At 60.0% G+C, this 22796-nt stretch carries 22 protein-coding genes and 1 tRNA gene; 11 read left to right on the top strand and 12 right to left on the bottom strand.

Annotated features, from left to right (window positions below; all coding sequences use genetic code 11):
• Positions 1 to 33 precede the first annotated feature (33 nt).
• The 3 genes from D3Z90_RS02695 to trxA are packed head-to-tail and all read left to right on the top strand — an operon-like array spanning position 34 to position 2043.
• The gene (locus D3Z90_RS02695; protein WP_136474285.1) at positions 34 to 480 is read left to right on the top strand and encodes a YbaY family lipoprotein; all 447 of its coding nucleotides are present in this window, start codon (positions 34 to 36) and stop codon (positions 478 to 480) included.
• On the top strand, positions 480 to 1139 hold the full coding sequence (locus D3Z90_RS02690) for a methyltransferase (RefSeq protein ID WP_136474284.1): 660 nt from the start codon (positions 480 to 482) through the stop codon (positions 1137 to 1139). Before D3Z90_RS02695 ends, D3Z90_RS02690 begins: the two co-directional genes overlap by 1 nt.
• Positions 1140 to 1170: 31 nt before the next feature.
• On the top strand, positions 1171 to 2043 hold the full coding sequence (gene trxA / locus D3Z90_RS02685; protein ID WP_136474283.1) for a thioredoxin: 873 nt from the start codon (positions 1171 to 1173) through the stop codon (positions 2041 to 2043).
• An 83-nt stretch (positions 2044 to 2126) separates the two neighbouring features.
• On the opposite strand, the gene D3Z90_RS02680 is transcribed toward trxA, so the two are convergent.
• A complete protein-coding gene (locus D3Z90_RS02680; protein ID WP_136474282.1) occupies positions 2127 to 2474 on the bottom strand; it encodes a hypothetical protein in 348 nt (115 codons plus the stop codon).
• A 134-nt stretch (positions 2475 to 2608) separates the two neighbouring features.
• Between D3Z90_RS02680 and D3Z90_RS02675 the strand changes: the two genes are divergently transcribed.
• From D3Z90_RS02675 to D3Z90_RS02655, 5 genes are all read left to right on the top strand, one after another.
• Entirely contained in the window at positions 2609 to 3178 is a 570-nt protein-coding gene (locus D3Z90_RS02675; protein WP_136474281.1) for a DUF2796 domain-containing protein, read from the top strand.
• A 13-nt stretch (positions 3179 to 3191) separates the two neighbouring features.
• Entirely contained in the window at positions 3192 to 3911 is a 720-nt protein-coding gene (locus tag D3Z90_RS02670; protein WP_136474280.1) for an ABC transporter ATP-binding protein, read from the top strand.
• Complete coding sequence (locus D3Z90_RS02665) at positions 3911 to 5176, top strand: ABC transporter permease (RefSeq protein ID WP_136474279.1); 1266 nt, start codon at positions 3911 to 3913, stop codon at positions 5174 to 5176. The genes D3Z90_RS02670 and D3Z90_RS02665 overlap by 1 nt, the downstream gene beginning before the upstream one ends.
• Before the next feature lie 8 nt (positions 5177 to 5184).
• Positions 5185 to 5700, top strand: a complete 516-nt coding sequence (locus tag D3Z90_RS02660) for a DUF3299 domain-containing protein (protein WP_136474278.1) — start codon at positions 5185 to 5187, stop codon at positions 5698 to 5700.
• A 110-nt stretch (positions 5701 to 5810) separates the two neighbouring features.
• Complete coding sequence (locus D3Z90_RS02655) at positions 5811 to 6494, top strand: OmpW family protein (protein WP_136474277.1); 684 nt, start codon at positions 5811 to 5813, stop codon at positions 6492 to 6494.
• 93 nt (positions 6495 to 6587) lie between these two features.
• Here D3Z90_RS02655 and D3Z90_RS02650 read toward each other — a convergent pair whose 3' ends face one another.
• Both D3Z90_RS02650 and D3Z90_RS02645 read right to left on the bottom strand, forming a co-directional pair.
• On the bottom strand, positions 6588 to 7517 hold the full coding sequence (locus D3Z90_RS02650) for an NAD-dependent epimerase/dehydratase family protein (RefSeq protein ID WP_136474276.1): 930 nt from the start codon (positions 7515 to 7517) through the stop codon (positions 6588 to 6590).
• Entirely contained in the window at positions 7510 to 8394 is an 885-nt protein-coding gene (locus D3Z90_RS02645) for a sugar nucleotide-binding protein (protein ID WP_136474275.1), read from the bottom strand. The genes D3Z90_RS02650 and D3Z90_RS02645 overlap by 8 nt, the downstream gene beginning before the upstream one ends.
• Positions 8395 to 8591: 197 nt before the next feature.
• On the opposite strand from D3Z90_RS02645, the gene D3Z90_RS02640 reads away from it, so the two are divergent.
• The gene (locus tag D3Z90_RS02640; protein WP_136474274.1) at positions 8592 to 9434 is read left to right on the top strand and encodes an alpha/beta hydrolase; all 843 of its coding nucleotides are present in this window, start codon (positions 8592 to 8594) and stop codon (positions 9432 to 9434) included.
• On the opposite strand, the gene D3Z90_RS02635 is transcribed toward D3Z90_RS02640, so the two are convergent.
• Positions 9435 to 10253, bottom strand: a complete 819-nt coding sequence (locus D3Z90_RS02635; RefSeq protein ID WP_136474273.1) for a helix-turn-helix transcriptional regulator — start codon at positions 10251 to 10253, stop codon at positions 9435 to 9437.
• Between the two features lie 177 nt (positions 10254 to 10430).
• Here D3Z90_RS02635 and D3Z90_RS02630 point away from each other — a divergent pair, with 177 nt between their 5' ends.
• The gene (locus D3Z90_RS02630) at positions 10431 to 11867 is read left to right on the top strand and encodes a sodium:alanine symporter family protein (protein WP_136474272.1); all 1437 of its coding nucleotides are present in this window, start codon (positions 10431 to 10433) and stop codon (positions 11865 to 11867) included.
• 1 nt (position 11868) lies between these two features.
• Positions 11869 to 12858, top strand: a complete 990-nt coding sequence (locus D3Z90_RS02625; RefSeq protein WP_136478861.1) for an asparaginase — start codon at positions 11869 to 11871, stop codon at positions 12856 to 12858.
• A gap of 6 nt (positions 12859 to 12864) precedes the next feature.
• On the opposite strand, the gene D3Z90_RS02620 is transcribed toward D3Z90_RS02625, so the two are convergent.
• From D3Z90_RS02620 to D3Z90_RS02585, 8 genes are all read right to left on the bottom strand, one after another.
• Positions 12865 to 12960: transfer RNA gene (locus D3Z90_RS02620), tRNA-Sec, on the bottom strand.
• Between the two features lie 6 nt (positions 12961 to 12966).
• Positions 12967 to 14886: a selenocysteine-specific translation elongation factor gene (gene selB / locus D3Z90_RS02615; protein WP_136474271.1), complete on the bottom strand. Its 1920-nt coding sequence runs from the start codon at positions 14884 to 14886 to the stop codon at positions 12967 to 12969.
• A complete protein-coding gene (gene selA, locus D3Z90_RS02610; RefSeq protein WP_136474270.1) occupies positions 14883 to 16313 on the bottom strand; it encodes an L-seryl-tRNA(Sec) selenium transferase in 1431 nt (476 codons plus the stop codon). The genes selB and selA overlap by 4 nt, the downstream gene beginning before the upstream one ends.
• A gap of 117 nt (positions 16314 to 16430) precedes the next feature.
• Positions 16431 to 17357 carry a formate dehydrogenase accessory protein FdhE gene (gene fdhE / locus D3Z90_RS02605; protein ID WP_136474269.1) on the bottom strand — a complete coding sequence of 309 codons (927 nt, stop codon included), beginning with the start codon at positions 17355 to 17357 and terminating at the stop codon, positions 16431 to 16433.
• Positions 17358 to 17361: 4 nt separating this feature from the next.
• The gene (locus D3Z90_RS02600) at positions 17362 to 18015 is read right to left on the bottom strand and encodes a formate dehydrogenase subunit gamma (protein ID WP_136474268.1); all 654 of its coding nucleotides are present in this window, start codon (positions 18013 to 18015) and stop codon (positions 17362 to 17364) included.
• Positions 18012 to 18962, bottom strand: coding sequence for a formate dehydrogenase subunit beta (gene fdxH / locus D3Z90_RS02595; protein ID WP_136474267.1), 951 nt, complete (start codon positions 18960 to 18962; stop codon positions 18012 to 18014). The genes D3Z90_RS02600 and fdxH overlap by 4 nt, the downstream gene beginning before the upstream one ends.
• Positions 18962 to 22027: a formate dehydrogenase-N subunit alpha gene (gene fdnG, locus D3Z90_RS02590; protein WP_136474266.1), complete on the bottom strand. Its 3066-nt coding sequence runs from the start codon at positions 22025 to 22027 to the stop codon at positions 18962 to 18964. Before fdnG ends, fdxH begins: the two co-directional genes overlap by 1 nt.
• Before the next feature lie 223 nt (positions 22028 to 22250).
• Entirely contained in the window at positions 22251 to 22793 is a 543-nt protein-coding gene (locus D3Z90_RS02585) for a single-stranded DNA-binding protein (protein WP_136474265.1), read from the bottom strand.
• Positions 22794 to 22796 lie beyond the last annotated feature (3 nt).

Raw genomic sequence — 22796 nt, 5'->3', positions numbered from 1 at the left:
CCACTGAGGAAATATGCCGCGAAGGAATTCCCCATGCCATTTCGAGCGCTCGTTGTGCTCAGTTTTGCTGCCTTGTTAGCCGCCTGTAGCAGCGATAAACCCACGTCTGCACCGGCGCCCAAGGCACCGGTTGCCAGTAAAACGCCGAAAAGTCTCGGTCCGCTGCCAGCCTACCAACGTGAATTGAGCGGAACCCTGCTCAATATTCCAGCAGGGGCCGAAGTCGAGCTGGCCCTATTGGTCATCGATGAACGCGGCCGCCCGCAAAACCTGCTGGCCAGCAGCACCTTGAGTGGCAACGGACTCGATTTGCCGTATCAACTGCGGTTTAACCCGCAGGCCTTTCCAGCAGGTGCCCGCGTTGAGCTACGCGGCCGCGCCAGCAAGTCCGGCCAATTGATTCTGCACCTGCCGCCCGTGCGAATCGCCCAGGCGCAAAGCCAGGCAACCGGTCCGCTGCGTTTCGAAAAGGCGCCATGATGGCGCCGGCGCCCCTGCAGCAGGCCCTGGGTGAACTACTCGGGGACGCTCGGCTGGTGGTAAGCGACCTGCCGGAGTGCTCACTCAAGCTCTGGCTGATTGACGCCGAGAACATGGACCGTGAATTCAGCTCCGAGGAAACCCGGCGCATCCTCCATGAGCCACCCTACTGGAGCTTCTGCTGGGCCAGCGGCCTGGCCATGGCGCGCTATCTGGATCAGCACCGGCACTGGGTGCAGGGTAAGCGTGTGCTGGATTTTGGCGCAGGCTCCGGCATTGCCGGCATCGCTGCCGCGCGGGCGGGCGCCCTCGAAGTGGTGGCCTGCGACCTCGACCCACTGGCGCTGCAGGCCTGCCGGGCCAACGCAGAACTCAATGGCGTGGAGCTGAACTATTCGGAGGATTTCTTTCAGGAGGATGATCGCTTTGATCTGATTCTGGTCGCCGATGTGCTCTATGACCGGGCCAACCTGCCGTTGCTGGACAGTTTTCTCAGTCGAGGCCAACAAGCCCTGGTTGCTGACTCGCGTGTACGAGACTTCAGCCACCCGCTGTACCAACCTTTGGGCGTGCTTGAGGCGCTGACCTTGCCGGACCTGGCCGAGCCCCACGAATTCCGTAGGGTCAGCCTGTACCACGCCAGCCGCCAGCCTTTATAGTGATGCCATTCACGGATTTTCGAGAGTCGCGATGAGCCAAGACACCCCTTATGTTTTCGACACCAGCGCTGCCGATTTCGATCAGCTGGTAATCGCCAACTCCCACCACAAACCGGTGCTGGTCGATTTCTGGGCCGAGTGGTGCGCCCCCTGCAAAGCGCTGATGCCGCTGCTCGCGCAAATTACCGAGAGCTATCAAGGCGAACTGTTGCTGGCCAAGGTCAATTGCGATATCGAGCAAGACATCGTCGCCCGCTTCGGTATTCGCAGCCTGCCAACCGTAGTACTGTTCAAGGACGGCCAGCCAGTCGATGGCTTTACCGGTGCCCAGCCAGAATCGGCGATACGCGCCCTGCTCGAGCCTCATGTGCAAATGCCAGCGCCGACTGCGGCTGATCCGCTGGAGCTTGCCCAGGGACTGTTTGCCGAAGGTCGCTTCAGCGAGGCCGAAACCACCCTCAAGGCGTTGCTGACCGAAGACAACAGCAATGCCGGTGCGTTGATTCTGTACGCCCGCTGCCTGGCCGAGCGCAGCGAGCTGGGTGAAGCCCAGGCAGTGCTCGATGCAGTCAAAAGCGACGAGCACAAAGCGGCGCTGGCCGGTGCCAAGGCGCAACTGACCTTCCTGCGTCAGGCTGCAGACCTGCCCGAAGTCGCCGACCTCAAAGCGCGCCTGGCGCAAAACGGTGAAGACGACGAAGCGGCCTATCAACTGTGCATCCAGCAGTTGTCACGCCAGCAGTACGAAGCCGCTCTGGATGGCATGCTCAAGTTGTTCGTGCGTAACCGCGGTTACGAAGGCGGCCTCCCGCACAAGACGCTGCTGCAGGTGTTCGACCTGCTGGGCAATGATCATCCGCTGGTGGGTACCTACCGTCGCAAGTTGTTCGCGGCGTTGTACTAATTGCTCGACGACTGGCGGGGGCAGGTGGCTTGTTTAGCCTGGCCCCGCTGGCTGTGAACTCAGGCGCAGCTCAGCCCTTGGAGTCAACCCAGCCAGAGATAGATCGGCGCATCCACCCCGCTTTCAACTTTCACCTCGGCGCTGTGGCGCAGACGCACCAGTAACCGCTTACCGGCAGCGGTATTGCCCGCCAAACCCTCCAAATGCTCAAGCAACTCAGGTCCATTGAGCTGCCCGGCATTGCGCAGCACTTCCCGAGCGGCTTGCCAAAGAGCGTCATCCGGCCTGCTGCTTGCCATTGTGGAGACTGTCGCTGGCGCCTCTTGCGGTGCTGCTGCAGTAAGCTGCCCACCCAGCTGTGCCCACTCCGCAGGGTCCAGCTCCAGGGTCAAATCCACCGGCCAGTCGCCGATATGTCCACGAATTCGCACGGTCGTTTCCTCTGCTTCAGTGATGGGCACCATGCTCCCATGCTAAAGATCTGTCGCCAAGCAGACTGGTATCGGCGCAACAAGTTGTTATAACATAACCAAACAATCTCTTGCGCCCTCCTGGAGTCTTGCCCATGCGTCGCCTGTTCCTTGCGTTGCCGTTCGCCTTGTTGCCTCTGGCCGTTGCTCAAGCCCACGAGGATCACGACCATGATCATGATCATGATCACGCCCATGGCAGCCTTGGCGCCCATGAGCACGGCGTTGCCCGTCTCAATGTTGCACTCGATGGCAAGTCGCTGGAGCTGGAGCTGGAGAGCCCGGCCATGAATCTGGTCGGCTTCGAGCATGCCGCCAGCAGCGACAGTGACAAAGCCAAGGTTGCCGCCGTGCGCGCACAACTGGAAAAACCGCTTGCGCTGTTCACTGTGGATAAAGCGGCCAATTGCAGCGAAGCAGACCGGGACCTGGAAAGCCCATTGTTTGGCGACACGCCAGAGGCCGCTAAAGATCACCATGACCACAGCGAGATCCACGCTCACTACAGGTTTGACTGCGACAAACCCGAGCAGCTCGGCAAGCTGGACTTGAGCCCTCTGTTCAAGGCGTTCCCCGCCACCCAGAAAATTCAGGTACAACTGATCGGACCCAATGGCCAGCAAGGCATCGAAGCCACTGCAGCCAACGCCTCAATTCCTTTGTAAAAGCCCCTTTGCTATGAGCCAGGCATTGATTGAACTGACCGACCTGGGCTTTGCCTGGCCGGGCCAAGCCCCCCTGCTGGATATCCCTAGCTTGCGCCTTGAGGCGGGTGAATCCTTGTTTCTCAAAGGCCCCAGCGGCAGTGGCAAAACCACCCTGCTCGGTCTGCTTGGCGGTGTACAGCAACCTGGCCGTGGCAGCGTTCGTCTGCTCGGCCAGGACTTGAGCGAGCTGAGTATGGCCGCACGCGACCGCTTTCGAGTCGATCACACCGGCTACATTTTCCAGCAATTCAACCTGCTGCCATTTCTTTCGGTGCGCGAGAACGTCGAATTGCCTTGCCGTTTTTCACGCAACCGCGCACAACGTGCGGCGTCGCGTCATGGCAGTGTCGATCAGGCCGCTGCCAGCCTGCTTGCGCACCTGGGCCTGAAGGATCCGGCCTTGCTCGCGCGGCGCGCAGACAGCCTGTCCATCGGCCAACAACAACGGGTTGCGGCCGCCCGCGCCTTGATCGGCCAACCGGAACTGGTAATCGCCGACGAACCGACCTCGGCGCTCGACGCTGATACCCGCGAAGCGTTCATCCGCTTGCTGTTTGCCGAATGCCACGATGCAGGCTCCAGCTTGCTGTTCGTCAGTCATGACCAGAGCCTGGCAACCCTGTTTGATCGTCAGGTCTCACTGGCCGACCTCAACCGCGCAGCTCAGCCAGCCACCGACCTGGAGGTCTGATGTACCTGCTTCGTCTTGCCCTGGCGAGCCTCGCCAATCGACGCTTCACCGCTTTTCTCACCGCGTTTGCGATCGCCTTGTCGGTGTGCCTGCTGCTGGCGGTGGAGCGCGTGCGCACCGAAGCCCGGGCCAGTTTCGCCAGCACCATCAGTGGCACCGACCTGATTGTCGGTGCTCGTTCCGGGTCGGTGAACCTGCTGCTGTATTCAGTGTTTCGCATCGGCAATGCCACCAACAATATTCGCTGGGACAGCTACGAGCACTACGCCAGCGATAAACGCGTGAAATGGGCGATTCCAATTTCGCTCGGTGACTCTCATCGCGGTTACCGTGTGATGGGCACCACCGACAGCTACTTCGAACATTATCAATACGGCCGCAAGCAGCACCTGCAACTGGCTCAGGGTCGCGCCTTCGCCAGCGACCCGTTCGAGGTGGTTCTGGGCGCCGAGGTGGCGCAGGCCCTGCACTATTCGCTGGGTGACAAGTTGGTGCTGGCTCACGGTGTAGCCGCCATCAGTCTGGTCAAGCATGACGACAAACCCTTCACCGTCGTTGGCGTACTCAAACGTACCGGCACCCCGGTAGACCGCACGCTGCACATCAGCCTCGGCGGCATGGAGGCGATGCACATCGACTGGCACAACGGCGTACCCGCCCGTGGCGCTGGCCGCATCAGCGCCGACCAGGCGCGCAACATGGACCTGACGCCCGCTGCGATAACCGCAGTCATGCTCGGTCTGAACAACAAGATTTCTACCTTCAGCCTGCAGCGTGAAATCAATGAATACCGCAACGAGCCACTGCTGGCGGTTTTGCCGGGTGTGGCCCTGCAAGAGCTCTGGAGCCTGATGGGCACCGCCGAGCAGGCTTTGTTCGTGGTGTCATTGTTTGTGGTACTGACCGGGCTGATCGGCATGCTCACCGCCATCCTTACCAGCCTCAACGAACGTCGCCGGGAGATGGCCATTCTGCGCTCGGTTGGCGCTCGCCCTTGGCATATTGCGGGCCTGCTGGTGCTTGAAGCGATGGCATTGGCAGTGGTTGGCATTGCCGCGGGGCTGGGCTTGCTGTATCTCGGTATCGCTCTGGCCCAGGGCTACGTTCAAGCCAACTACGGACTGTTTCTGCCATTGGCCTGGCCAAGTGCGCATGAATGGAACCTGCTGGCGCTGATCCTCGGCGCCGCTTTACTGATGGGCAGCGTCCCAGCCTGGCGAGCCTATCGGCAGTCGCTGGCCGATGGCCTGTCCATTCACCTGTGAGAGTCTTGATGTCACGCGTTCTGCTTTCGATACTGCTGCTGGTAACGACTCCGCTGTGGGCCGATGAACCTCGCACCCTGGAATGGCCGCAACTGATTCCAGCGGGTGCACCGATCATCCAGCCGCAAATGGCGCCACTTCACGACCTGTCGCAGTTGAGTGATGCGCTGGCCGCCGAGTCAGCGCCCGCCGCCCTTCAGCAAGCGCCAAACGCCCCGGTGGTCAAGGCGCTCGATGGCCAGTTCGTGAAGTTGCCAGGCTATATCGTGCCGCTGGAGGTCAGCGAGGAAGGTCGGACCACCGAGTTTCTATTGGTGCCTTACTACGGCGCCTGCATCCATGTTCCGCCACCACCCTCAAATCAGATCGTGCACATCGTCAGTGAAATGGGCGTAAGGATCGAAGACCTCTATCAGCCTTACTGGATCGAAGGCCGCATGCAGGTAAAAAACACCAGCAGTGAGTTAGCCGATGCCGGTTATCAAATGGAGGCAGAAAAGATCTACGCATACGAACTGCAATGATCACCCAGCAACTTCGGCTTCTACGCTTTCATTGAGCTGGGTCAAATTGCCAGTCCCGCGGCTCTTTACCATTGGTCGTACTTAATTCTAAACGTCCTTTGGGAGCTTCCATGAACAAGACCTTGCTCAGCGCCTCGCTCATTACCTTGGCGCTCGCAGCCCCTGTTGCTCACGCCCACCAGGCGGGTGACTTCATTTTGCGTGCCGGCGCAATCACCACTGCTCCCAACGAAAACAGCGGTGACATCAAGCTCGACGGCACCAAGGTCTCTGGCACCAAAGCGACGCTGGATAGCGACACCCAACTGGGCCTGGCCTTCGCCTACATGCTGACCGACCACATCGGCTTGGAACTGCTGGCGGCCACTCCGTTTCAACACACCGTAGGTGTAAAAGGTCTGGGCGCAGGCCTGGATGGCAAGCTGGGCGACATCAAACAACTGCCACCGACCTTGTCGCTGCAGTACTACCCGATGGAACCTTCTTCCAAGTTCCAGCCTTACGCGGGTATCGGTCTGAACTACACCATGTTCTTTGACGAAGACCTGAGCAGCAACCGCAAGGCTCAAGGCTTCAGCAACCTGAAGCTGAAAGACTCGGTCGGTCTGGCGGGTCAGTTGGGCATGGACTACATGATCAACGAGCACTTCCTGGTCAACGCCGCGGTCTGGTACGTGGACATCGACACCAAGGCAACCATCGACGGTCCGAGCGCCCTGGGCGTCGGCAAGACCAAGGTCGACGTAGATGTCGATCCATGGGTCTACATGGTAGGTGTAGGTTACAAGTTCTGATTTAGCGTTTGATACACATCGCGGGGCAAGGCCGCTTTCACAAAGATCTCCTGGTCTTGTGGAAGCGGCCTTGCCCCGCGATGCATTCCGGCTCTAGCGCCCCAACAGTCGTGCCAACCCTTGGGCAATCGATGTCGGCTCTGGAAAGTTGAAGCGAGCCAGCAAACGCTGGTTGTTCGCACGCGAATGGCGGATATCGCCAGAACGGGCCGGCCCATAAGTGATGCTTGGCAGATCGCCCACCACCGATTTCAGCGCCGCCAGCAACTGGTTAAGCGAGGTGGCCTGGTTCAAACCGATGTTGACCGCCCCGTCCTCGACCTGCGCCTGCTCCAGGGCCTGAACCATTACGTTGACCAGATCGCCGACGTAGAGGAAATCCCGGGTCTGCTCGCCGTCCCCGAACAGTGTGATCGGCTGCCCGCTGAGCGCCCGCTCGCAGAAAATACTGATCACTCCCGAATACGGCGAGGAAGGGTCCTGGCGTGGTCCGAAAATGTTGAAGAAGCGGAACACCACCGGTTCCAGACCATGCTGGCGACGATAGAAATCCAGGTATTGCTCGCTGGCCAGTTTATCTACCGCATAAGGCGTAAGCGGTGCCTTGGGTGCGTCCTCTTCGATAGCCAGACCTTCGCCATTGTTACCGTAGACAGCCGCGCTCGAGGCAAATAGCACCCGTTTGATGCCATTGAGGCGCATGGCCTCGCATACATTCAACGTGCCGATGAAATTGCTTTGATGGGTTTTAACCGGGTCATCCACCGAGGCTTGCACCGAGGCAACGGCCGCCAGGTGAACCACTGCCTGACATCCCAGTGCCGCCCGCTTGACCAGCTCGCCGTCGGCAACATCGCCTTCGATCAGCTCAAGCTTGGGGTTGTCCATTTGCAGGTTGCCAGGTTTGCCAGTCGACAAGTCGTCGAGGATGCGCACCGCGTAGCCTTGCTCCAGCAATGCATCACTCAGGTGAGAACCGATGAAACCCGCGCCACCGGTGATCAGAATTGGAGAATCAGCCATTTCGATAGAATCGATCCAGTAAAGGCGGCAAACCCGAGCGCCAGGCTCGAGGCTTGATACCGAAGGTATGCAGGATTTTCTTGCAGGCCAGCACTGCGTGTTGCGGCTCATCGCTGGCATCCGGACGTGCTGCATGGGCCTGCGCGGTAGGCGCGGTAACGGCCAGTTTGTGCAGTTGCGCCGCCTCGGAGAGGATAGCCTGGCCCAGCACCAGCGGTGTGGTCGCTTCGTTGCCGGCGTAATGGTACGTGCCCCACAACGGCGCCGCGCAATCGAGTTGCTTGAGCACCGAGAGAATGACCCGCGCGGCATCGTCCACCGGCGTTGGATTGCCTCGACGGTCATCGGCCAACTGCAACTCCTGAGGCTGTTCGGCGCGGGTCAAAAAGCGCCCGAGCACGCCGTCGATACTTTCGTCGAGCAACCAGCCAAAGCGCAACAACACGTGCTGCGGGCAGGTGGAGCGCACGCTTTGCTCGATTCGCCACAACGCCTGGCCACGCAGGCCCAAAGGCAGCGGTTCATCTTTTTCGCTGTAGGCTGTGGCGCGCGAGCCATCGAAAACCCGGTAGCTCGAAGGCTGGATCAGAATTATGTTGTGGTGCTGGCACAGTTCCGCCAGGCGCTCCACCGAACGCTCTTGCTGAGCCAAGCGCTTTTCGCTGACCGACTCAGCCTGAAACCAGTCAAAGTAATAAGCCAGATTCACCAACGCGTCGGGGCGGGTGTCATCCAGCAACTGGGTCAAGCTGGCCGGGTCCCAGCCGTTCTCTGGCGGACGCGGTGCCAGAAAGCCGATATCTTCCTCGGCCCCGAGTCGAATCAGCGCTTGCCCGAGGGCATTTCCACCACCCAACAGCATCAGGCGCATTCGCATAGAGTCAGCAGATCCGAGCAAAGTGATTGAGATAAAGGACACATTTTGCGTTCTCCGGCAAGGGAAGTCCAACGCCAGCCTAGGTTACACAGCGTTTACGTGCCGATTTCCAGGCATTGTGTTGTCGCCGACACGAATCGGCAAACGGCATATAATCGGCCAGATACGCGCATTCTTCGCTTCTCAAGGCGGTGTCCATGGAACTTGAAGCAGCTTCGAAACAACGCTCTACCTGGCAATTCAATGAGCCCAGCCCCGGCGCGGAACACTTCATCACCGAACACTTCGATCACTATCAGCAACAGGCTCGACTGTTGCTGCCCGAGGTCGAGCGGGCCCCGCCGCTATTCGTCGTCGGTGGCGCACAATCGGATTTCACCCGGCTCAACCCTTTGCTGTATCGGTTACAGGCAATGGGTATCGGCTCGCTGACCGCCAATCTGTCCGGTCACAGCGTTGCCAGCGAGCCGGGGGCGGGCAAACCTTCGTTGCTTACCAACCGTGAAGAAGCGCTGCGTTTCCATCGTCATATCGCTGCGCGCTGCCAGACCATCATTGGTCACAGCCTCGGGGCCTCGATCGCCTTGAAGCTGGCAGCACAGCAAGCCGCTGTGGATAAACTGGTGCTGATCTGCCCAGCCGTCTATCCGGACAGTGCGCATGACGCCCCTTTCGGCCCTGCATTCAAGGCGGCCATTAGCAAGCCCTACGGTTTTCTCGATTGCGACAGCTTCGAGTTTCTACGCCGTTTCCAGGGACGGGTGCTGCTGGTGATGGGTGAATTCGACGGACTGAACTCTCAAACATTCGGACAAGGCGCCGGTACTTCGGCAGGAACCCAGTGGCTGGCCGGCGCTCAACGCTACAGCCCTATACCGGAAGAAGTTACCCGCACGTTGCTCAAGTCAGTGCCTCCACCGCATCTGGAATGCCTGTTACTGTCGAACTGCGATCACGGGATTGCCGCACATTTACGCAGCACACCGATGGTCGCGGATCAGGTGGCTCAGACAATCGCCGAGTTCATCGGCGCCGCATGATCACTCGATCTCGAACAGGCCATTGCTGATCGGCCCGACACTGAGGCGCTCACGCACATCATCATCGATACGCGGATCGTCAGGACGGTACAGCTTCACCTGGCGATACGCGTTGATGCGGTTGATCTGCGTACCGAGAAATTCCCAGACGACCCGGGTACAGGCCGGGGTTCGCCGATCGCCGCTGGAAACACCAGTCTTCAAGCCGTTCAGGCGCGTGATGCGACTTTTGAAGCTGGGAATCAGGATGGTCTGGCTCATCTCGTTTACGGTCAGCGACTCGTAATCCATGAGAAACAGGCGGTCCTGCAACTGGAATGCCGCGCCCAGATAACGACAACGCACCCAGTCTTCGGCCTGCACATCGGTGCTGCTGGAGCGCTCCTGACGCTCCTGGCGCTCGAACAGGAACGTGCCTCGCTCCTCACGCAAATGTACCAGCGACAGCAGGATCGAGCCTGGCACCGACATGCAATTGGAGTATTCGAAGTAGTAACCGCAATAGCGCGACAGATTGCCACTTTGCTCGCGCAACGGCCGCAACAGTTCGCTCAGCGGGTCTTCCTGGGTTGCGGTGACGGTGGCTGGATTGCGCACCCCAATCAAGCGCGCGAACTGCTCAGGTGGCAGGCCCAGCTCGTAACCCTCCACACCGAAGAAATCACCGATGCGCTTGAGGTTGAAGGGCGTCGGCTGGCTTTGGCCGCTCAGGTACTTGTTGAACTGCGCCCTGTTGATCGAAAGCTGACGGCAAACCTCCGAGATAGAGCGGTAGTGACTGCAGGCCAGTTTCAGGTTGATGCCGAGATTTTCGCTCATTCGAGCCATTCCAGGTGATGCGCTAGATGCCAGTTTAGCATCAAGTCGCATCAATTTAGAGCAACCAGCGAAATTGTAACCATATTTATCTTGGCCAACCATGCGCGCCAAGGATGCGGCTCATCGGCGTCGCGTCGGTTGTCTTTCACGCAAAGAATAAGAATCGAGGGTTACTCCATGCTCGAAGCGCTCAATGATTTCCTCTCGGGGAAACTCCTTATCGTACTCATCGTCGGACTGGGCAGTTATTTCACCATCCGCTCCCGGTTCGTTCAGTTTCGCCATTTCGCCCACATGTTCAGCGTGTTCAAGGAGTCCTTGCATGGCCAGGCTGGGCAACTGAGCTCGTTCCAGGCGCTGATGTTGAGCCTGGCCGGCCGCGTCGGTGCCGGTAACATTGCAGGTGTGGGTATTGCCGTGACCCTCGGAGGCCCTGGCGCCGTGTTCTGGATGTGGGTGACGGCGCTGGTCGGCATGTCCAGCAGCTTCTTTGAATGTACCCTGGCCCAGGTCTACAAACGTAGTGATGGCGACGGTCTGTATCGCGGCGGTCCGGCTTACTACATCCAGCACGGCCTGAAGCTCAAGACCATGGCAGTGGTGTTTTCGCTCCTGCTGCTGGTGACCTATGGCTTCGCCTTCAACGGCCTGCAGTCCTATACCGTGACTCACTCGCTGCAGAACGCTTTCGGTTTTGCCCCTGAGCGCACCGGTATCGCTCTGGCAGTGTTGCTGGCCATCGTGTTCATTGGCGGCATCAAGCGTATCGCCGCGGTTTCCGACCTGCTGGTGCCGGTCAAGACCTTGGCTTACATCGGTGTCACCTTGTACGTGATCGGCAGCCAGATCGAACACGTGCCAGCGATGCTGGAAACCATCTTCAAAAGCGCTTTCGGTCTTGATCCAGCCTTCGGCGGCTTGCTCGGCAGTGCGATTGTGATGGGCGTGAAGCGTGGCGTGTTTGCCAACGAAGCGGGCCTGGGCAGTGCGCCCAACGTCGCCGCCGTGGCAGCCGTGCGTCACCCTGGCGCGCAGGGCGTGGTCCAGGCGTTCAGTGTGTTCCTCGATACTTTCGTTATCTGCACCTGCACCGCGCTGTTGATTCTGCTCTCTGGCTTCTACACCCCAGGTTTCGAAGGCGATGGCATCGTCCTGACCCAGAACTCCCTGGCTGCTGTTGTCGGTGACTGGGGCCGTCTGTTCGTCAGTGTGGCGCTGTCGCTGTTCGTGTTCACCTGCATCCTCTACAACTACTACCTGGGTGAAACCAGCCTGCAGTTTTTGACCCGCAACCGTCTGGTCCTGCTGGCTTACCGCGGCCTGGTGCTGGCGCTGATTGTCTGGGGCTCGGTGCAGAACCTGTCCACAGTATTTGCCTTCGCCGACATCACCATGACTTGTCTTGCCTTCGTCAACCTGATCGCCCTGGCGCTGTTGTTCAAGGTCGGTCTGCGGGTGATGCGCGATTACGATGAGCAGCGCAAAGCGGGGATCAAGCAGCCGGTGTTCGATGCGTCAAAGTTCAGTGACCTGGACCTTGACCTGCAAGCATGGCCAGCGACGCCAGCGATCAAGGATGAAGTCATCGCTGCCGTTGCGCAGCCGCAGCACTGAAATGCGCGCCGTTAACAACCTGCTAGTCCTTTATACCGGAGGCACCATTGGCATGCTCGAGACACCGAACGGCCTGGCGCCCGCCGGTGGCTTCGAGGCGCGCATGCGCGACTACCTGGCCGCTCACCCCCAGTCGCCCACGATCGGCTGGACCTTGCGCGAGCTGTCGCCTTTGCTCGACAGCGCGAACATGCAGCAGGCCAACTGGTTATCGATGTGCGAAACGATTGCCCGTGCAGTGAAACAGGATGGCCACGATGGCGTCCTGGTCTTGCATGGCACCGACACCCTCGCCTATAGCGCAGCGGCGTTGTCGTTTCTGTTGCTTGGGCTGCAGGTGCCGGTGGTTCTGACCGGCTCGATGCTGCCCGCTGGAGCCCCAGGCAGCGATGCCTGGGGCAACCTGTGCGGGGCCTTGAACTTATTCGAAAAAGGCGTCGAGAACGGCGTGCACCTGTTTTTTGCAGGGCAGTTGTTGCACGGCGCTCGCGCCAGCAAATTGCGCAGCGAAGCGTTCGACGCCTTTGTCGCATTCCCGCGGCATCGCAGCGGCCCCCAAGCAGAACGAATACCGGCGGTGCTCACCTATTGTCAGCCTCGTATTGCAGTGAATCTGGCTGTACTCCCGGTTTTTCCGGGGCTGCAGGCGGCGCATGTGCGCGCGCTGATCGACAGCGGTGTCAAAGGCTTGCTACTGGAGTGCTACGGCAGCGGAACCGGGCCATCCGACGATGAAGCCTTGCTCGACGTTCTGGCTGATGCACGTCGACGCGGTGTGTTGATCGTCGCCATCAGCCAATGCCCGCAAGGCAGCGTGGTGTTCGATACCTACGCCGCAGGCAGTCGACTGCGCGATGCCGGGCTGGTGTCTGCAGGCGGCATGACCCGTGAAGCAGCGCTGGGCAAACTGTTTGCACTCCTGGGGGCGGGGCTGGATGCCGAGACAGCGCAGCATTGGTTTGCCCTGGACCTGTGCGGCGAGCGCGCATAGGCGAAATGGCGGAAGGCAGCGGGAGTCGAACCTGCCCGGGAACGGCTGCCGTCCCCAACCGGGTTTGAAGCCCGGCCGCGCCACCGGGCGCGATTGCCTTCCTTGAAATCAGTGCCCGGGCGATTGTGCCAGGGCATTGTCGGCACGCACCTGACGCCGGTCACCCATGCGCCTGGTCAGGCCTATTCGATCAAAATACTCCAGCACCTGAATACTGCGCTTGCGGCCAATACCCAATACATCCCGAAAGGCGGTTACCTGCACCACTGGATCGTCACTGGCCAGCTGCAAGAGCATAGCTGCCATTTGTCGGATTGTGCCCTCAGGATAGAACAGATCCCGCACGACCTGATGCACTTGCCCCAAACGCGCCAGCTTGCGCAGTAACAAACGAACCTGCGCCTCCTCTTGCCCCACCACCCTTGCCAGGTCACGCACCCAGGGCGGGTCGAATTGCCCTTGTGCCAGCAACGGCTGCAACTGGTGCCACAGTGCGTCATCGGCTTCGCTCAGGCGAATCTGATGTTCAGGTAAATGTAACCATGGACCGCTGCCGATGATCGCTGCGCTGGCCAACAACTCGTCGAGCAGACTGATAAAGGCCGGGCGTTCCAGCGCCAGCGCTGCGAAACGACGCAGGCGGTCACGGTCAGGGCCAAGTTGGTCAGGCTCTTGTTCATGAAAAAGCGCCAACTGAGCCAACACTGTCTTTTTCAAGGCCTGCCATCGTAGCGCGGTGAACATCAGCGGCCCCTGGCGCGTCGCGATCACCTGCACATTTGAGGGTAACGTCCAGCTACTGCGCAAGCAGTTGAACTGACGCTCCAAACGTTGTGGGTCGAGGCCGACTTCGTCGTTGGCCAACAACGCGGGCAAGGCTTGCTCCAGGCTGGAGGCACTGGCCAATGCCTGCAACTGTGCCAGGCGTGTCCCGCTACGACGCTGCCGGGCTGGGGCGTAAGGGTCCAGTACCCGTCCACCACCGAGGGTGCGCTGCGCACTGTGATCACGCAGCACCAGACAGTCGCCGTGTACCGCCTGCAACGGCGCGTTGAGTTGCAACTGGGCGAACATGCGTGCGCCGGGAAGCAGTTGTTCGCCCTGCAGCAAAGCGACTCGAGCGCTGACATCCTGGGTACCCAGGTGCACATGAACCGGGCTGAAATGAGTGAAACTGCGTATTTCACTGGCAAGCAACTGCAGTTCGATATCGACCCGTTGCGTTGGCCCATGTAGCCACTCGGCGAGCAGCCAGTCACCACGATGAATCTGCGCCAGCTCCAGACGCTCGGCGCTGATATTCAAGGCCACCCGTTGACCCGCCCACGCCTCGGCCACCGCCTGGTTCTGCGCGTGTAACCCGCGTACCCGCACAGCCTTTCCGAGCTTGCCCAGCGCCAAGGTATCACCCAATTGAACCTGGCCATCGAGCGCCGTGCCGGTGACGACGATACCTGCGCCTGGCACTGCGAATGCACGGTCGATGGCCAGTCGAAAACCACCGCGGCGGCCACGTTCGCGAATTTCTCCTTGAGCCTCGATCAAGGCGTGGCGCAACGCATCGACCCCGTCACCGCTCACGCTCGATAGCGGATACTGTGCGGCGCCAGCATAGGGCCCGGCTGCCAGTAGCACCTTAATCTGCGCTTGCACTTCGCGAACCCTGCTCGCCTCTACCCGGTCGCACTTGCTGATCGCCACCAACGCCTGGGGAATACCCAGCAATTGCACAATGGCCAGGTGCTCGCGAGTCTGGGGCATGACCCCATCATCAGCGGCCACCACCAGCAACACCAGATCGATGCCTTGCGCCCCGGCCAGCATGTTGTGGATAAACCGCTCGTGGCCGGGCACATCGATGAACCCCGTCAACGGTGCTCCCGGTTCCAGGCTCGCGTAGCGATAACCCAGGTCGATGGTCATGCCCCGTTCACGTTCTTCGCGGCGCTGGTCTCCCGCTTGTCCGGTAAGCGCTTCAAGCAACGAGGTCTTGCCATGATCAATGTGCCCCGCCGTCCCGACAATCACCTCACCGTCTCCATCCGTTGCAGCTCGGGCAGTTGCGCCAGCCAACCGGCCTCATCATCCAATTGGCGCAAGTCCAGCCACAGGGCGTCATCATCAATACGCCCGAGCACAGGAATCGGCAGCTTGCGCAGGGCCTCCTCCAAACCGAGCAAACTGCGCCCGCGCAAGCGCTTGGATAACCGCGGACGCAAGCACAAAGCGGCGCTGGGCAAACGGGCGACCGGCTGACTGCCGCTGCCAATCATGCTCAATGCAGGCACCGCGGCAACCTCCCAGCGATCGCCCATGACCGTTCTGAGCTGTGGTGCAAGGCGTTCGGCCTGGGCAAGGATTTCAGTCTGCGCACGGGTCAGTAAGCGCAGGCTGGGCAAACGCTCGGCCAGCAGGTCCGGGTTACGGTACAGCCCTAAAACCGCTTCCAGCGCGGCGAGTGTCAGCTTGTCGACCCTGAGCGCTCGCTTCAGTGGGTTTTTCTTGATCCTGGAAATCAGCGCCTTGCTTCCAACGATAATCCCGGCCTGCGGACCGCCAAGCAGCTTGTCGCCACTGAACGTGACAATGTCCGCCCCATCGGCCAATGCCTGGCGCACGGTCGGTTCTGCAGGCAGCCCCCAACGGGTCAGGTCGAGCAGGCTGCCACTGCCCAGGTCTTCGAGCAGCGGCAGATCATGTTTATGCGCCAGTTGTGCGAGCTCTGCGGTGGGCACCTGGGTGGTGAAGCCCTGGATGCTGTAGTTGCTGCAATGCACCCGCATCATGAGTCCACTGCGCGGACCAATAGCCGCCTCATAATCGCGAGCATGGGTACGATTGGTGGTGCCCACCTCATGCAACTTGACCCCAGCTCTGGCCATGATGTCCGGGATACGAAAGGCCCCGCCAATCTCGATCAGTTCACCCCGGGAAATAATGCCTTCCTTGCGCGCGCCCAGGCTGTTAAGCGCCAGCAACACCGCAGCGGCATTGTTATTGACCACCGTGACCGCCTCGGCTCCCGTCAACTCACGAATAAGGCCTTCAATCAGGTCATCGCGGTCGCCGCGCTTGCCGGTAGCCAGATCAAACTCAAGGTTCAGCGGATAGCGCGCAGCGCGTTGCACAGCCTCGACTGCTTCTTCGGGCAACAGCGCCCGCCCCAGGTTGGTATGCAACACCGTGCCAGTGAGGTTGAACACCCGCCGTACCTGGCTTTGGTGCTGGGCCACCAGCCGTTCACCAGCGCGGCCGGCAAGCACTGCTGGAGCCATCTCTACGGCTTCAAGATGACCGAGCCGGGCCGGCTCGCGCAGATCATCGAGCAACTGGCGCAAGGTGGCCAATACAGCATCACGGCCATATCGGTCGATCAAGGCTTGGCAGGCAGGATGACGAAGCAAGGTGTCGATGGAAGGCAGGCGATTGGGGAGCTGGGCAAGATTCGAGGGCATTGAAGAGGTTACCTTCGGCAGTGTGGGCCACAGCGCGGAACATGCCTGCTCCTGAAATGAAGGAGCAGGCTTACCCCGCGCTGGCGGCGACGCAAAACCTGAGTGTAGACGCTCGGCTCACTCGCCTCCCGGGGCCAGCATCAGGTTCGGCGCCAGCCGCTGGTACCCCTCCTGATCCAGACGCAGATCCAGGGCCAGACTTGCCAGATCTGCCGACAATGCTTCAGCCTCAGGCGCGCACTCCAGATAGACCTGCTTCAGATAACTCTTGCACCCCGGACAGCATTCCGCACGTAGCGGCTCCTTGCCCGGCGCATGGCGATCATCTTCAAGGGTGAAGTAGGTCAACCCCTTGCTCTGCTCGCAGTAGATACACTTGACCCGCACCACATGCCACTCACATGCGCAGAGCGAACACACCAGATAGCGCAGACCGTTGTACTTGCCGCGATGACGAATCACGCCCGCCATCGGCGGCGATCCGCAGGCAGGACATTGGCAAAGGCTGTCGCCACCTTTGAGTCCGTTGCTCGGCAAATTCAGCAACCAATGGCTCCAGGCAGCCTGCAACGCTGCGCCAAGAAACGGCACCAGCGCTGCCGGTACCGCACTGAACTGACCTGTCAGCAGGGCGATACCCCACAGCTTGCGCTGCTCGGCACTGGATGTACTCAAGGTACTTAGCGCGGCGCTGAGCTCGGCGCTGCCAGGGCTTTGATAACGCTGTAGCAAGGCATCGAGATAAGCCAGCCAATGCCCCTCGCGCACCAGACTGTCGGCAGCCAGCGGTGGCAATCCATGCTCCACACACAAGCGCTGGCGCTCTGTCTCGGCTGGCGCGGCCACGAGCGGTTGATCGAGCAGGCTTTGCTGGGTTCGGCATAACCCAGCGATCAGGCGCAGGTAATCACCTAACGGATTCCCCTCGGCGAGCGCATCCAGGCGGGCCGCTCGCAAGGCGAAGATGTTGGCAGGTGGCAGGTAGAGGAACGGCGGCGTGGTGGCCGCCGCTTCAATCTGCCCAGGTTCAAGAATGGTGCTCAAGTGGTCATCCTTTTTTACTGATCTGCGAGTCCGGCGGATCCTCGCGCGTCACTTCCCGATACCATAGTTCATGGTGCTTTTTCGCCCAGGCGCGGCTCACCCAACCATGCAACATGGCACTGACCGAGCCCTTGATCCAGATCCCGGCATAGATATGCACAATGATGCTCAACACCAGCACAAAGGCCGCCAATGCGTGCAACAAGGTGGCCAGGCGAATTGCGCCAATGTCAAAGTACTGGCTGAACCAGGCTCGCCAGATCACCACGCCACTGATCAGTAGCACCAACATGCATAACAGCAAGGTCCAGAACAACAGCTTCTGCCCGGGGTTGTACTTGCCTATCGGTGGAACACCCTCCTCCTCGTTTAGCATTACCCGGTCAATACGCCTGAGCCACAGGCGGTCATTGGCAATGAAGTAGTTGGCCCGCCAGAAGCGCAGCACCAGGCCGAGGAAGAACACAAACATCAATACACCCATGAACGGATGCAAGATGCGTGTCCACGGCCCGCCTCCGAACAAATGACTAAGCCAGAACAGCGCCGGGTGAAACAGCGCCAGCCCCGATAGCGCAGCCATGATGAACAAGATCGCCACCAGCCAATGGTTGGTTCGCTCGTTGGCGTTGTAGCGCAGGATGGGTTTGTCTTTCATGGCCGTTCCTCCCCTTGCGCACCCGGTTTGTGCGGGTCGTACACATGCACTGTCGGGTCGACGACGTGCACGCTGGTGTCCGGCGCAGTCGGATGCTCGTCCTCCTCGACGCGTTGCGGGCCGATACGCACATAATGGAAAAAGCCGGCCAGCACCGCAGCGCCCATTGCCAGTAGCGCCAGCGGTTTGCTCACGCCCTTCCACAGTCCGACTAGCGAGCTAATCACCGGCTGATCCGGCAGACCCGCATACAGCTTCGGTTGATCGGCGTGGTGCAGTACATACATCACGTGGGTACCGCCGACGCCATCGGGGTCATACAAACCGGCCTGGTCGAAGCCCCGTGACTTGAGGTCGACGATGCGCTCGGCGGCATGCTCTTTCATGTCCTCCTTGGTGCCGAACACAATCGCCCCGGTCGGACAGGTTTTCACGCAGGCCGGTTCCAGACCTACCGACACTCGGTCCGAACACAGCGTGCACTTGTAGGCCTTGTGGTCCTTCTGCGAAATACGTGGGATGTTGAATGGGCAACCCGTAATGCAATAGCCGCAGCCGATGCAATGATCCTGATTGAAATCGACGATGCCATTGGCGTGCTTAATGATCGCGCCCGGGCTCGGACACGCCTTCAAGCAACCCGGATCGGCGCAGTGCATACAGCCATCCTTGCGGATGAGCCATTCCAGATTGCCCTCGGTGTTTTCATGCTCGGTGAAGCGCATCAAGGTCCAGGTCTGTGCGCTGAGGTCATGGGGGTTATCGTAAGTACCGTAGCTGTGACCCACCTCGTCACGCAGCTCGTTCCACTCCGAGCATGCCACTTGGCAGGCCTTGCAGCCGATACACTTGGTGGTATCGATGAGCTTGGCCACTTCCTCTTGGTGGCGGATTGACGAAGGCGTTGTGGTGGTGGCCGAACGGGCGATGATGTCTTGGCTAGCCATCAGATTTTCTCCACGTTGACCAGGAACGACTTCGATTCCGGCGTTTGGGTGTTGCCGTCACCGAGGAACGGCACCAGGGTGTTGGTCAGGTAGCCGTGCCGGGTGACCCCGGTAAAGCCCCAGTGCAACGGAATGCCGATCTGATGCACGGTCTGGTTGTTGACCTGTAGCGGACGAATGCGCTTGGTCACCACGGCCACAGCCTCAATGTGGCCACGCTTGCAGGTGACGCGCACCCGGTCTCCAGCGGCGATGCCCTTCTCTTTGGCCAGGACCTCACCGATCTCGACGAACTGCTCCGGCTGAGTCACCGCGTTGATCGGGCAGTGCTTGGTCCAGAAGTGGAAGTGCTCAGTCAGTCGGTAGGTAGTGGCGGCATATGGGAATTCCTTGGCCTGCCCCAACGTGTCCCATACAGAATCGAACACCCGACCGGCCGGGTTACTGGTGGCCTTTTTGTTGTTGGGGTGCAACGGATTGACCCCAATCGGCGTCTCGAACGGTTCGTAATGCTCCGGGAATGGCCCTTCGGCCATCTTGTCGAGGGCGAAGAATCGCGCCACTCCTTCAGGGTTCATGATGAACGGATTCATCCCCATTTCCGGTGCAACATCTGCCTTGAAGTCCGGCACGTCGGTACCACCCCACGCCTTGCCGTTCCACCACACCAGACGCTTGTTTGGCGACCAGGGATTACCTTGCACGTCAGCCGAGGCGCGGTTGTAGAGAATCCGCCGGTTGGCAGGCCAGGCCCAGGCCCAACCCAGGTTCTGCTTCATACCGAACGGATCGGCATTATCGCGCCGGGCCATCTGATTGCCCTGCTCAGTCCAACTGCCACAGAAAATCCAGCAACCGGAAGCGGTACTGCCATCGTCCTTGAGCTGGGCGAAAGCGGCTAACTGTTGCCCTGCCTTGACCGTCGCCCCCGTGGCATCGGTCACGTCTGTGACGGCATAGCCATTGAACTCCTTGGCGATCTCTTCCGGTGATGGTTCGTGAGGCACCTTGTACGGCCAACTGAGCTTCAGGATCGACTCGGCCCAGGCGCCGCCCTCGCGCTGGTATCGCTCGCGCAGACGCAGGAACAGCGCGCTCATGATCCACACGTCGGTACGCGCCTGGCCTGGGCCTTCAGCGCCCTTCCAGTGCCATTGCAGCCAGCGGCTACTGTTGACCAACGAGCCGTCTTCTTCGGCGAAGCAGGTGGTGGGCAAACGGATTACTTCCGTTTGCACATTCGCTGAATCGACATCGTTGAACGGCCCGGCATTGCGCCAGAACTCTGAGGTTTCGGTCGCCAAAGGGTCCATCACTACCAGCCATTTGAGCTTGCTCAGTGCGGCGGTGACGCGGTTTTTGTCAGGCAAGGCAGCAATCGGGTTGAAGCCCTGGCAGAAGTAACCGTTGACCTCTTCCTTGGCCATCATGTCGAACATCTTCAACACGTCGTAGCCTGGGATATCCAGCTTGGGCAGGTAGTCATAGGCCCAGTTGTTCTCGGCCGTGGCGTTGGCGCCATACCAGGCTTTCATCAGGCTGACATGGAACTTGCCGTAGTTCTGCCAATAGGACAACTGCCCAGGTCGCAGAGGCTTGGGTGCACGTTTGGCAATAAAGGTGGCGTAGTCCTGCTCGGCATCCCCTGGCAGGGTCAGATAACCCGGCAGCAGGTTGGAAAGCAGCCCCAGGTCCGTCAGCCCTTGAATGTTGGAGTGACCGCGCAAGGCGTTAACACCACCACCTGGCATACCGACGTTACCCAGCAACAACTGCACCATGGCGGCACTGCGAATAATCTGCGAGCCAATCGAGTGCTGGGTCCAGCCCAGGGCATAGAGGATCGTCATGGTCTTGCCCGGTTGCGAGCAGGTGGCGATCTCCTCCCAGACCTTGCGCATGTTCTCAAGCGGCATGCCGCAGATCTGACTGGCCAGCTCCGGTGTGTAGCGGCTGTAATGCTGCTTCATCAACTGGAACACGCAGCGCGGGTCCTGCAGGGTCGGGTCAACCTTGGCAAAACCATCCTCACCCAGCTCATAGCCCCAACCGGACTTGTCGGTGTAGCTGCGCTTGTCCGCGTCATAGCCACTGAACAGGCCATCTTCAAAGCCATAGCCGGCTTTGACGATAAACGACACGTCGGTGTAGTTACGCACGTACTCGTGCTGAATCTTGTCCTCTGTCAGCAGGTAATTGATCAGCCCGCCCATGAAGGCAATATCGGTACCGGTACGGATAGGCGCGTAATAGTCCGCTACCGAAGCGGTTCGGGTAAAACGCGGGTCGACCACAATCAGCCGTGCCTTGTTATGGGCCTTGGCCTCGGTTACCCATTTGAAGCCACATGGATGGGCTTCTGCAGCGTTGCCACCCATCACCAGAACCAGATTCGCGTTGGCGATATCAGTCCAGTGGTTGGTCATGGCTCCACGGCCGTACGTCGGGGCAAGACTTGCCACCGTCGGGCCATGTCAGACACGTGCCTGGTTATCGAACCCCAGCATGCCAAGACTGCGAATAACTTTGTGGGTCATGTAGCCCGCTTCGTTGGACGACGCCGACGCGGCCAAAAAGCCTACGCTCAACCAGCGGTTGACGGTCTGGCCTTGGGCGTTCTTCTCAATGAAGTTGGCATCACGATCTGTTTTCATCAGGTCAGCGATGCGATCCAGCGCCTCATCCCACGACACCCGGGTCCATTCCTGGCTGCCCGGCTTGCGCACTTGTGGATACTGCAGGCGATTGGGGCTGTGGATAAAGTCCAGCAGGCCGGCACCTTTCGGGCACAACGTGCCGCGATTCACCGGATGATCAGCGTCGCCTTCGATGTGGATGATGTTCTGGGCCACGTTCTTGGCCGCGTCCCCCTGGCTGTACATGATCAAACCACAGCCGACTGAACAATAGGGACAGGTGTTACGGGCTTCTTTGGTATGCGCCAGTTTGAAGTGACGCACCTGCTCGGCGAAAGCCGGTGTCGGGGCCATGCCCAACGCAGCCAAGCTCGAGCCTCCAAGGCCAATCGCGGCGACCTTGAAGAACTGCCGACGGTTGAGATCCATCGTGCGCTCCTGATCAGGTGGTGGACGCGCGGGACGTTGCCGGCGCCTCTTGAACGATCACGGTGGCGACTTTTGCAGCAGTCACCAGTTGATACTGTAGTCAAGATTTCAGGATGTACGATGAAAGCGGACTACCGGCACATAGCCATATCTGATCAGGCATAAAAAAACGCCCGGCGCATTGCGTCGGGCGTTTTGAAGATACAGCGTTCTGCGCTACGAATCAGAACGGAATATCGTCATCAAAGCTGTCGAAGTCCGGAGCGGGCTGCGGCGCGGCCTGTTGCGGCGCTGGACGCTGCTGGGGAGCCGACTGCTGAGGGCGCTGAGCCTGCTGGCGTGGCGCCTGGTTGTAGTTACCGCCCTGGTTGCCGCCTTGATTGCCACCCTGGTTGTACTGGTTGCCACCGTCCTGATTCTGTGGGCGACCGCCCAGCAGTTGCATGGTGCCCTGCATGTCGACAACGATTTCAGTGGTGTAGCGCTTGATGCCGTCTTTTTCCCACTCGCGGGTCTGCAGCTTGCCTTCGATGTAGACCTGCGAACCTTTGCGCAGGTACTCGCCGGCGATTTCCGCGACCTTGCCGAACATCGACACGCGGTGCCATTCGGTTTTCTCTACCTTCTGACCGGTCTGCTTGTCGGTCCACTGCTCACTGGTCGCCAGGCTCAGGTTGGTCACGGCATTACCGTTGGGCAGGTAGCGGACTTCTGGATCCTGACCGCAAGTACCGACCAGAATGACTTTGTTAACCCCACGGGCCATAAC

The organism is Pseudomonas sp. DG56-2 (assembly GCF_004803755.1).
Classification (GTDB): domain Bacteria; phylum Pseudomonadota; class Gammaproteobacteria; order Pseudomonadales; family Pseudomonadaceae; genus Aquipseudomonas; species Aquipseudomonas auratipiscis.
This window is presented reverse-complemented; position numbering and strand designations above follow the sequence as displayed.

Excerpts from the sequence above, each read along its gene's own strand:
- fdxH (WP_136474267.1), bottom strand. The coding sequence starts at position 18,962 with ATGGCTAGCCAAGACATCATCGCCCGTTCGGCCACCACCACAACGCCT.
- selA (WP_136474270.1), bottom strand. The coding sequence starts at position 16,313 with ATGCCCTCGAATCTTGCCCAGCTCCCCAATCGCCTGCCTTCCATCGAC.
- D3Z90_RS02630 (WP_136474272.1), top strand. The coding sequence starts at position 10,431 with ATGCTCGAAGCGCTCAATGATTTCCTCTCGGGGAAACTCCTTATCGTA.
- D3Z90_RS02660 (WP_136474278.1), top strand. The coding sequence starts at position 5,185 with ATGTCACGCGTTCTGCTTTCGATACTGCTGCTGGTAACGACTCCGCTG.
- D3Z90_RS02645 (WP_136474275.1), bottom strand. The coding sequence starts at position 8,394 with ATGCGAATGCGCCTGATGCTGTTGGGTGGTGGAAATGCCCTCGGGCAA.
- D3Z90_RS02655 (WP_136474277.1), top strand. The coding sequence starts at position 5,811 with ATGAACAAGACCTTGCTCAGCGCCTCGCTCATTACCTTGGCGCTCGCA.
- D3Z90_RS02585 (WP_136474265.1), bottom strand. The coding sequence starts at position 22,793 with ATGGCCCGTGGGGTTAACAAAGTCATTCTGGTCGGTACTTGCGGTCAG.
- D3Z90_RS02695 (WP_136474285.1), top strand. The coding sequence starts at position 34 with ATGCCATTTCGAGCGCTCGTTGTGCTCAGTTTTGCTGCCTTGTTAGCC.
- D3Z90_RS02670 (WP_136474280.1), top strand. The coding sequence starts at position 3,192 with ATGAGCCAGGCATTGATTGAACTGACCGACCTGGGCTTTGCCTGGCCG.
- D3Z90_RS02635 (WP_136474273.1), bottom strand. The coding sequence starts at position 10,253 with ATGAGCGAAAATCTCGGCATCAACCTGAAACTGGCCTGCAGTCACTAC.
- trxA (WP_136474283.1), top strand. The coding sequence starts at position 1,171 with ATGAGCCAAGACACCCCTTATGTTTTCGACACCAGCGCTGCCGATTTC.
- D3Z90_RS02625 (WP_136478861.1), top strand. The coding sequence starts at position 11,869 with ATGCGCGCCGTTAACAACCTGCTAGTCCTTTATACCGGAGGCACCATT.
- D3Z90_RS02600 (WP_136474268.1), bottom strand. The coding sequence starts at position 18,015 with ATGAAAGACAAACCCATCCTGCGCTACAACGCCAACGAGCGAACCAAC.
- D3Z90_RS02675 (WP_136474281.1), top strand. The coding sequence starts at position 2,609 with ATGCGTCGCCTGTTCCTTGCGTTGCCGTTCGCCTTGTTGCCTCTGGCC.
- D3Z90_RS02690 (WP_136474284.1), top strand. The coding sequence starts at position 480 with ATGGCGCCGGCGCCCCTGCAGCAGGCCCTGGGTGAACTACTCGGGGAC.
- D3Z90_RS02665 (WP_136474279.1), top strand. The coding sequence starts at position 3,911 with ATGTACCTGCTTCGTCTTGCCCTGGCGAGCCTCGCCAATCGACGCTTC.
- D3Z90_RS02640 (WP_136474274.1), top strand. The coding sequence starts at position 8,592 with ATGGAACTTGAAGCAGCTTCGAAACAACGCTCTACCTGGCAATTCAAT.
- D3Z90_RS02650 (WP_136474276.1), bottom strand. The coding sequence starts at position 7,517 with ATGGCTGATTCTCCAATTCTGATCACCGGTGGCGCGGGTTTCATCGGT.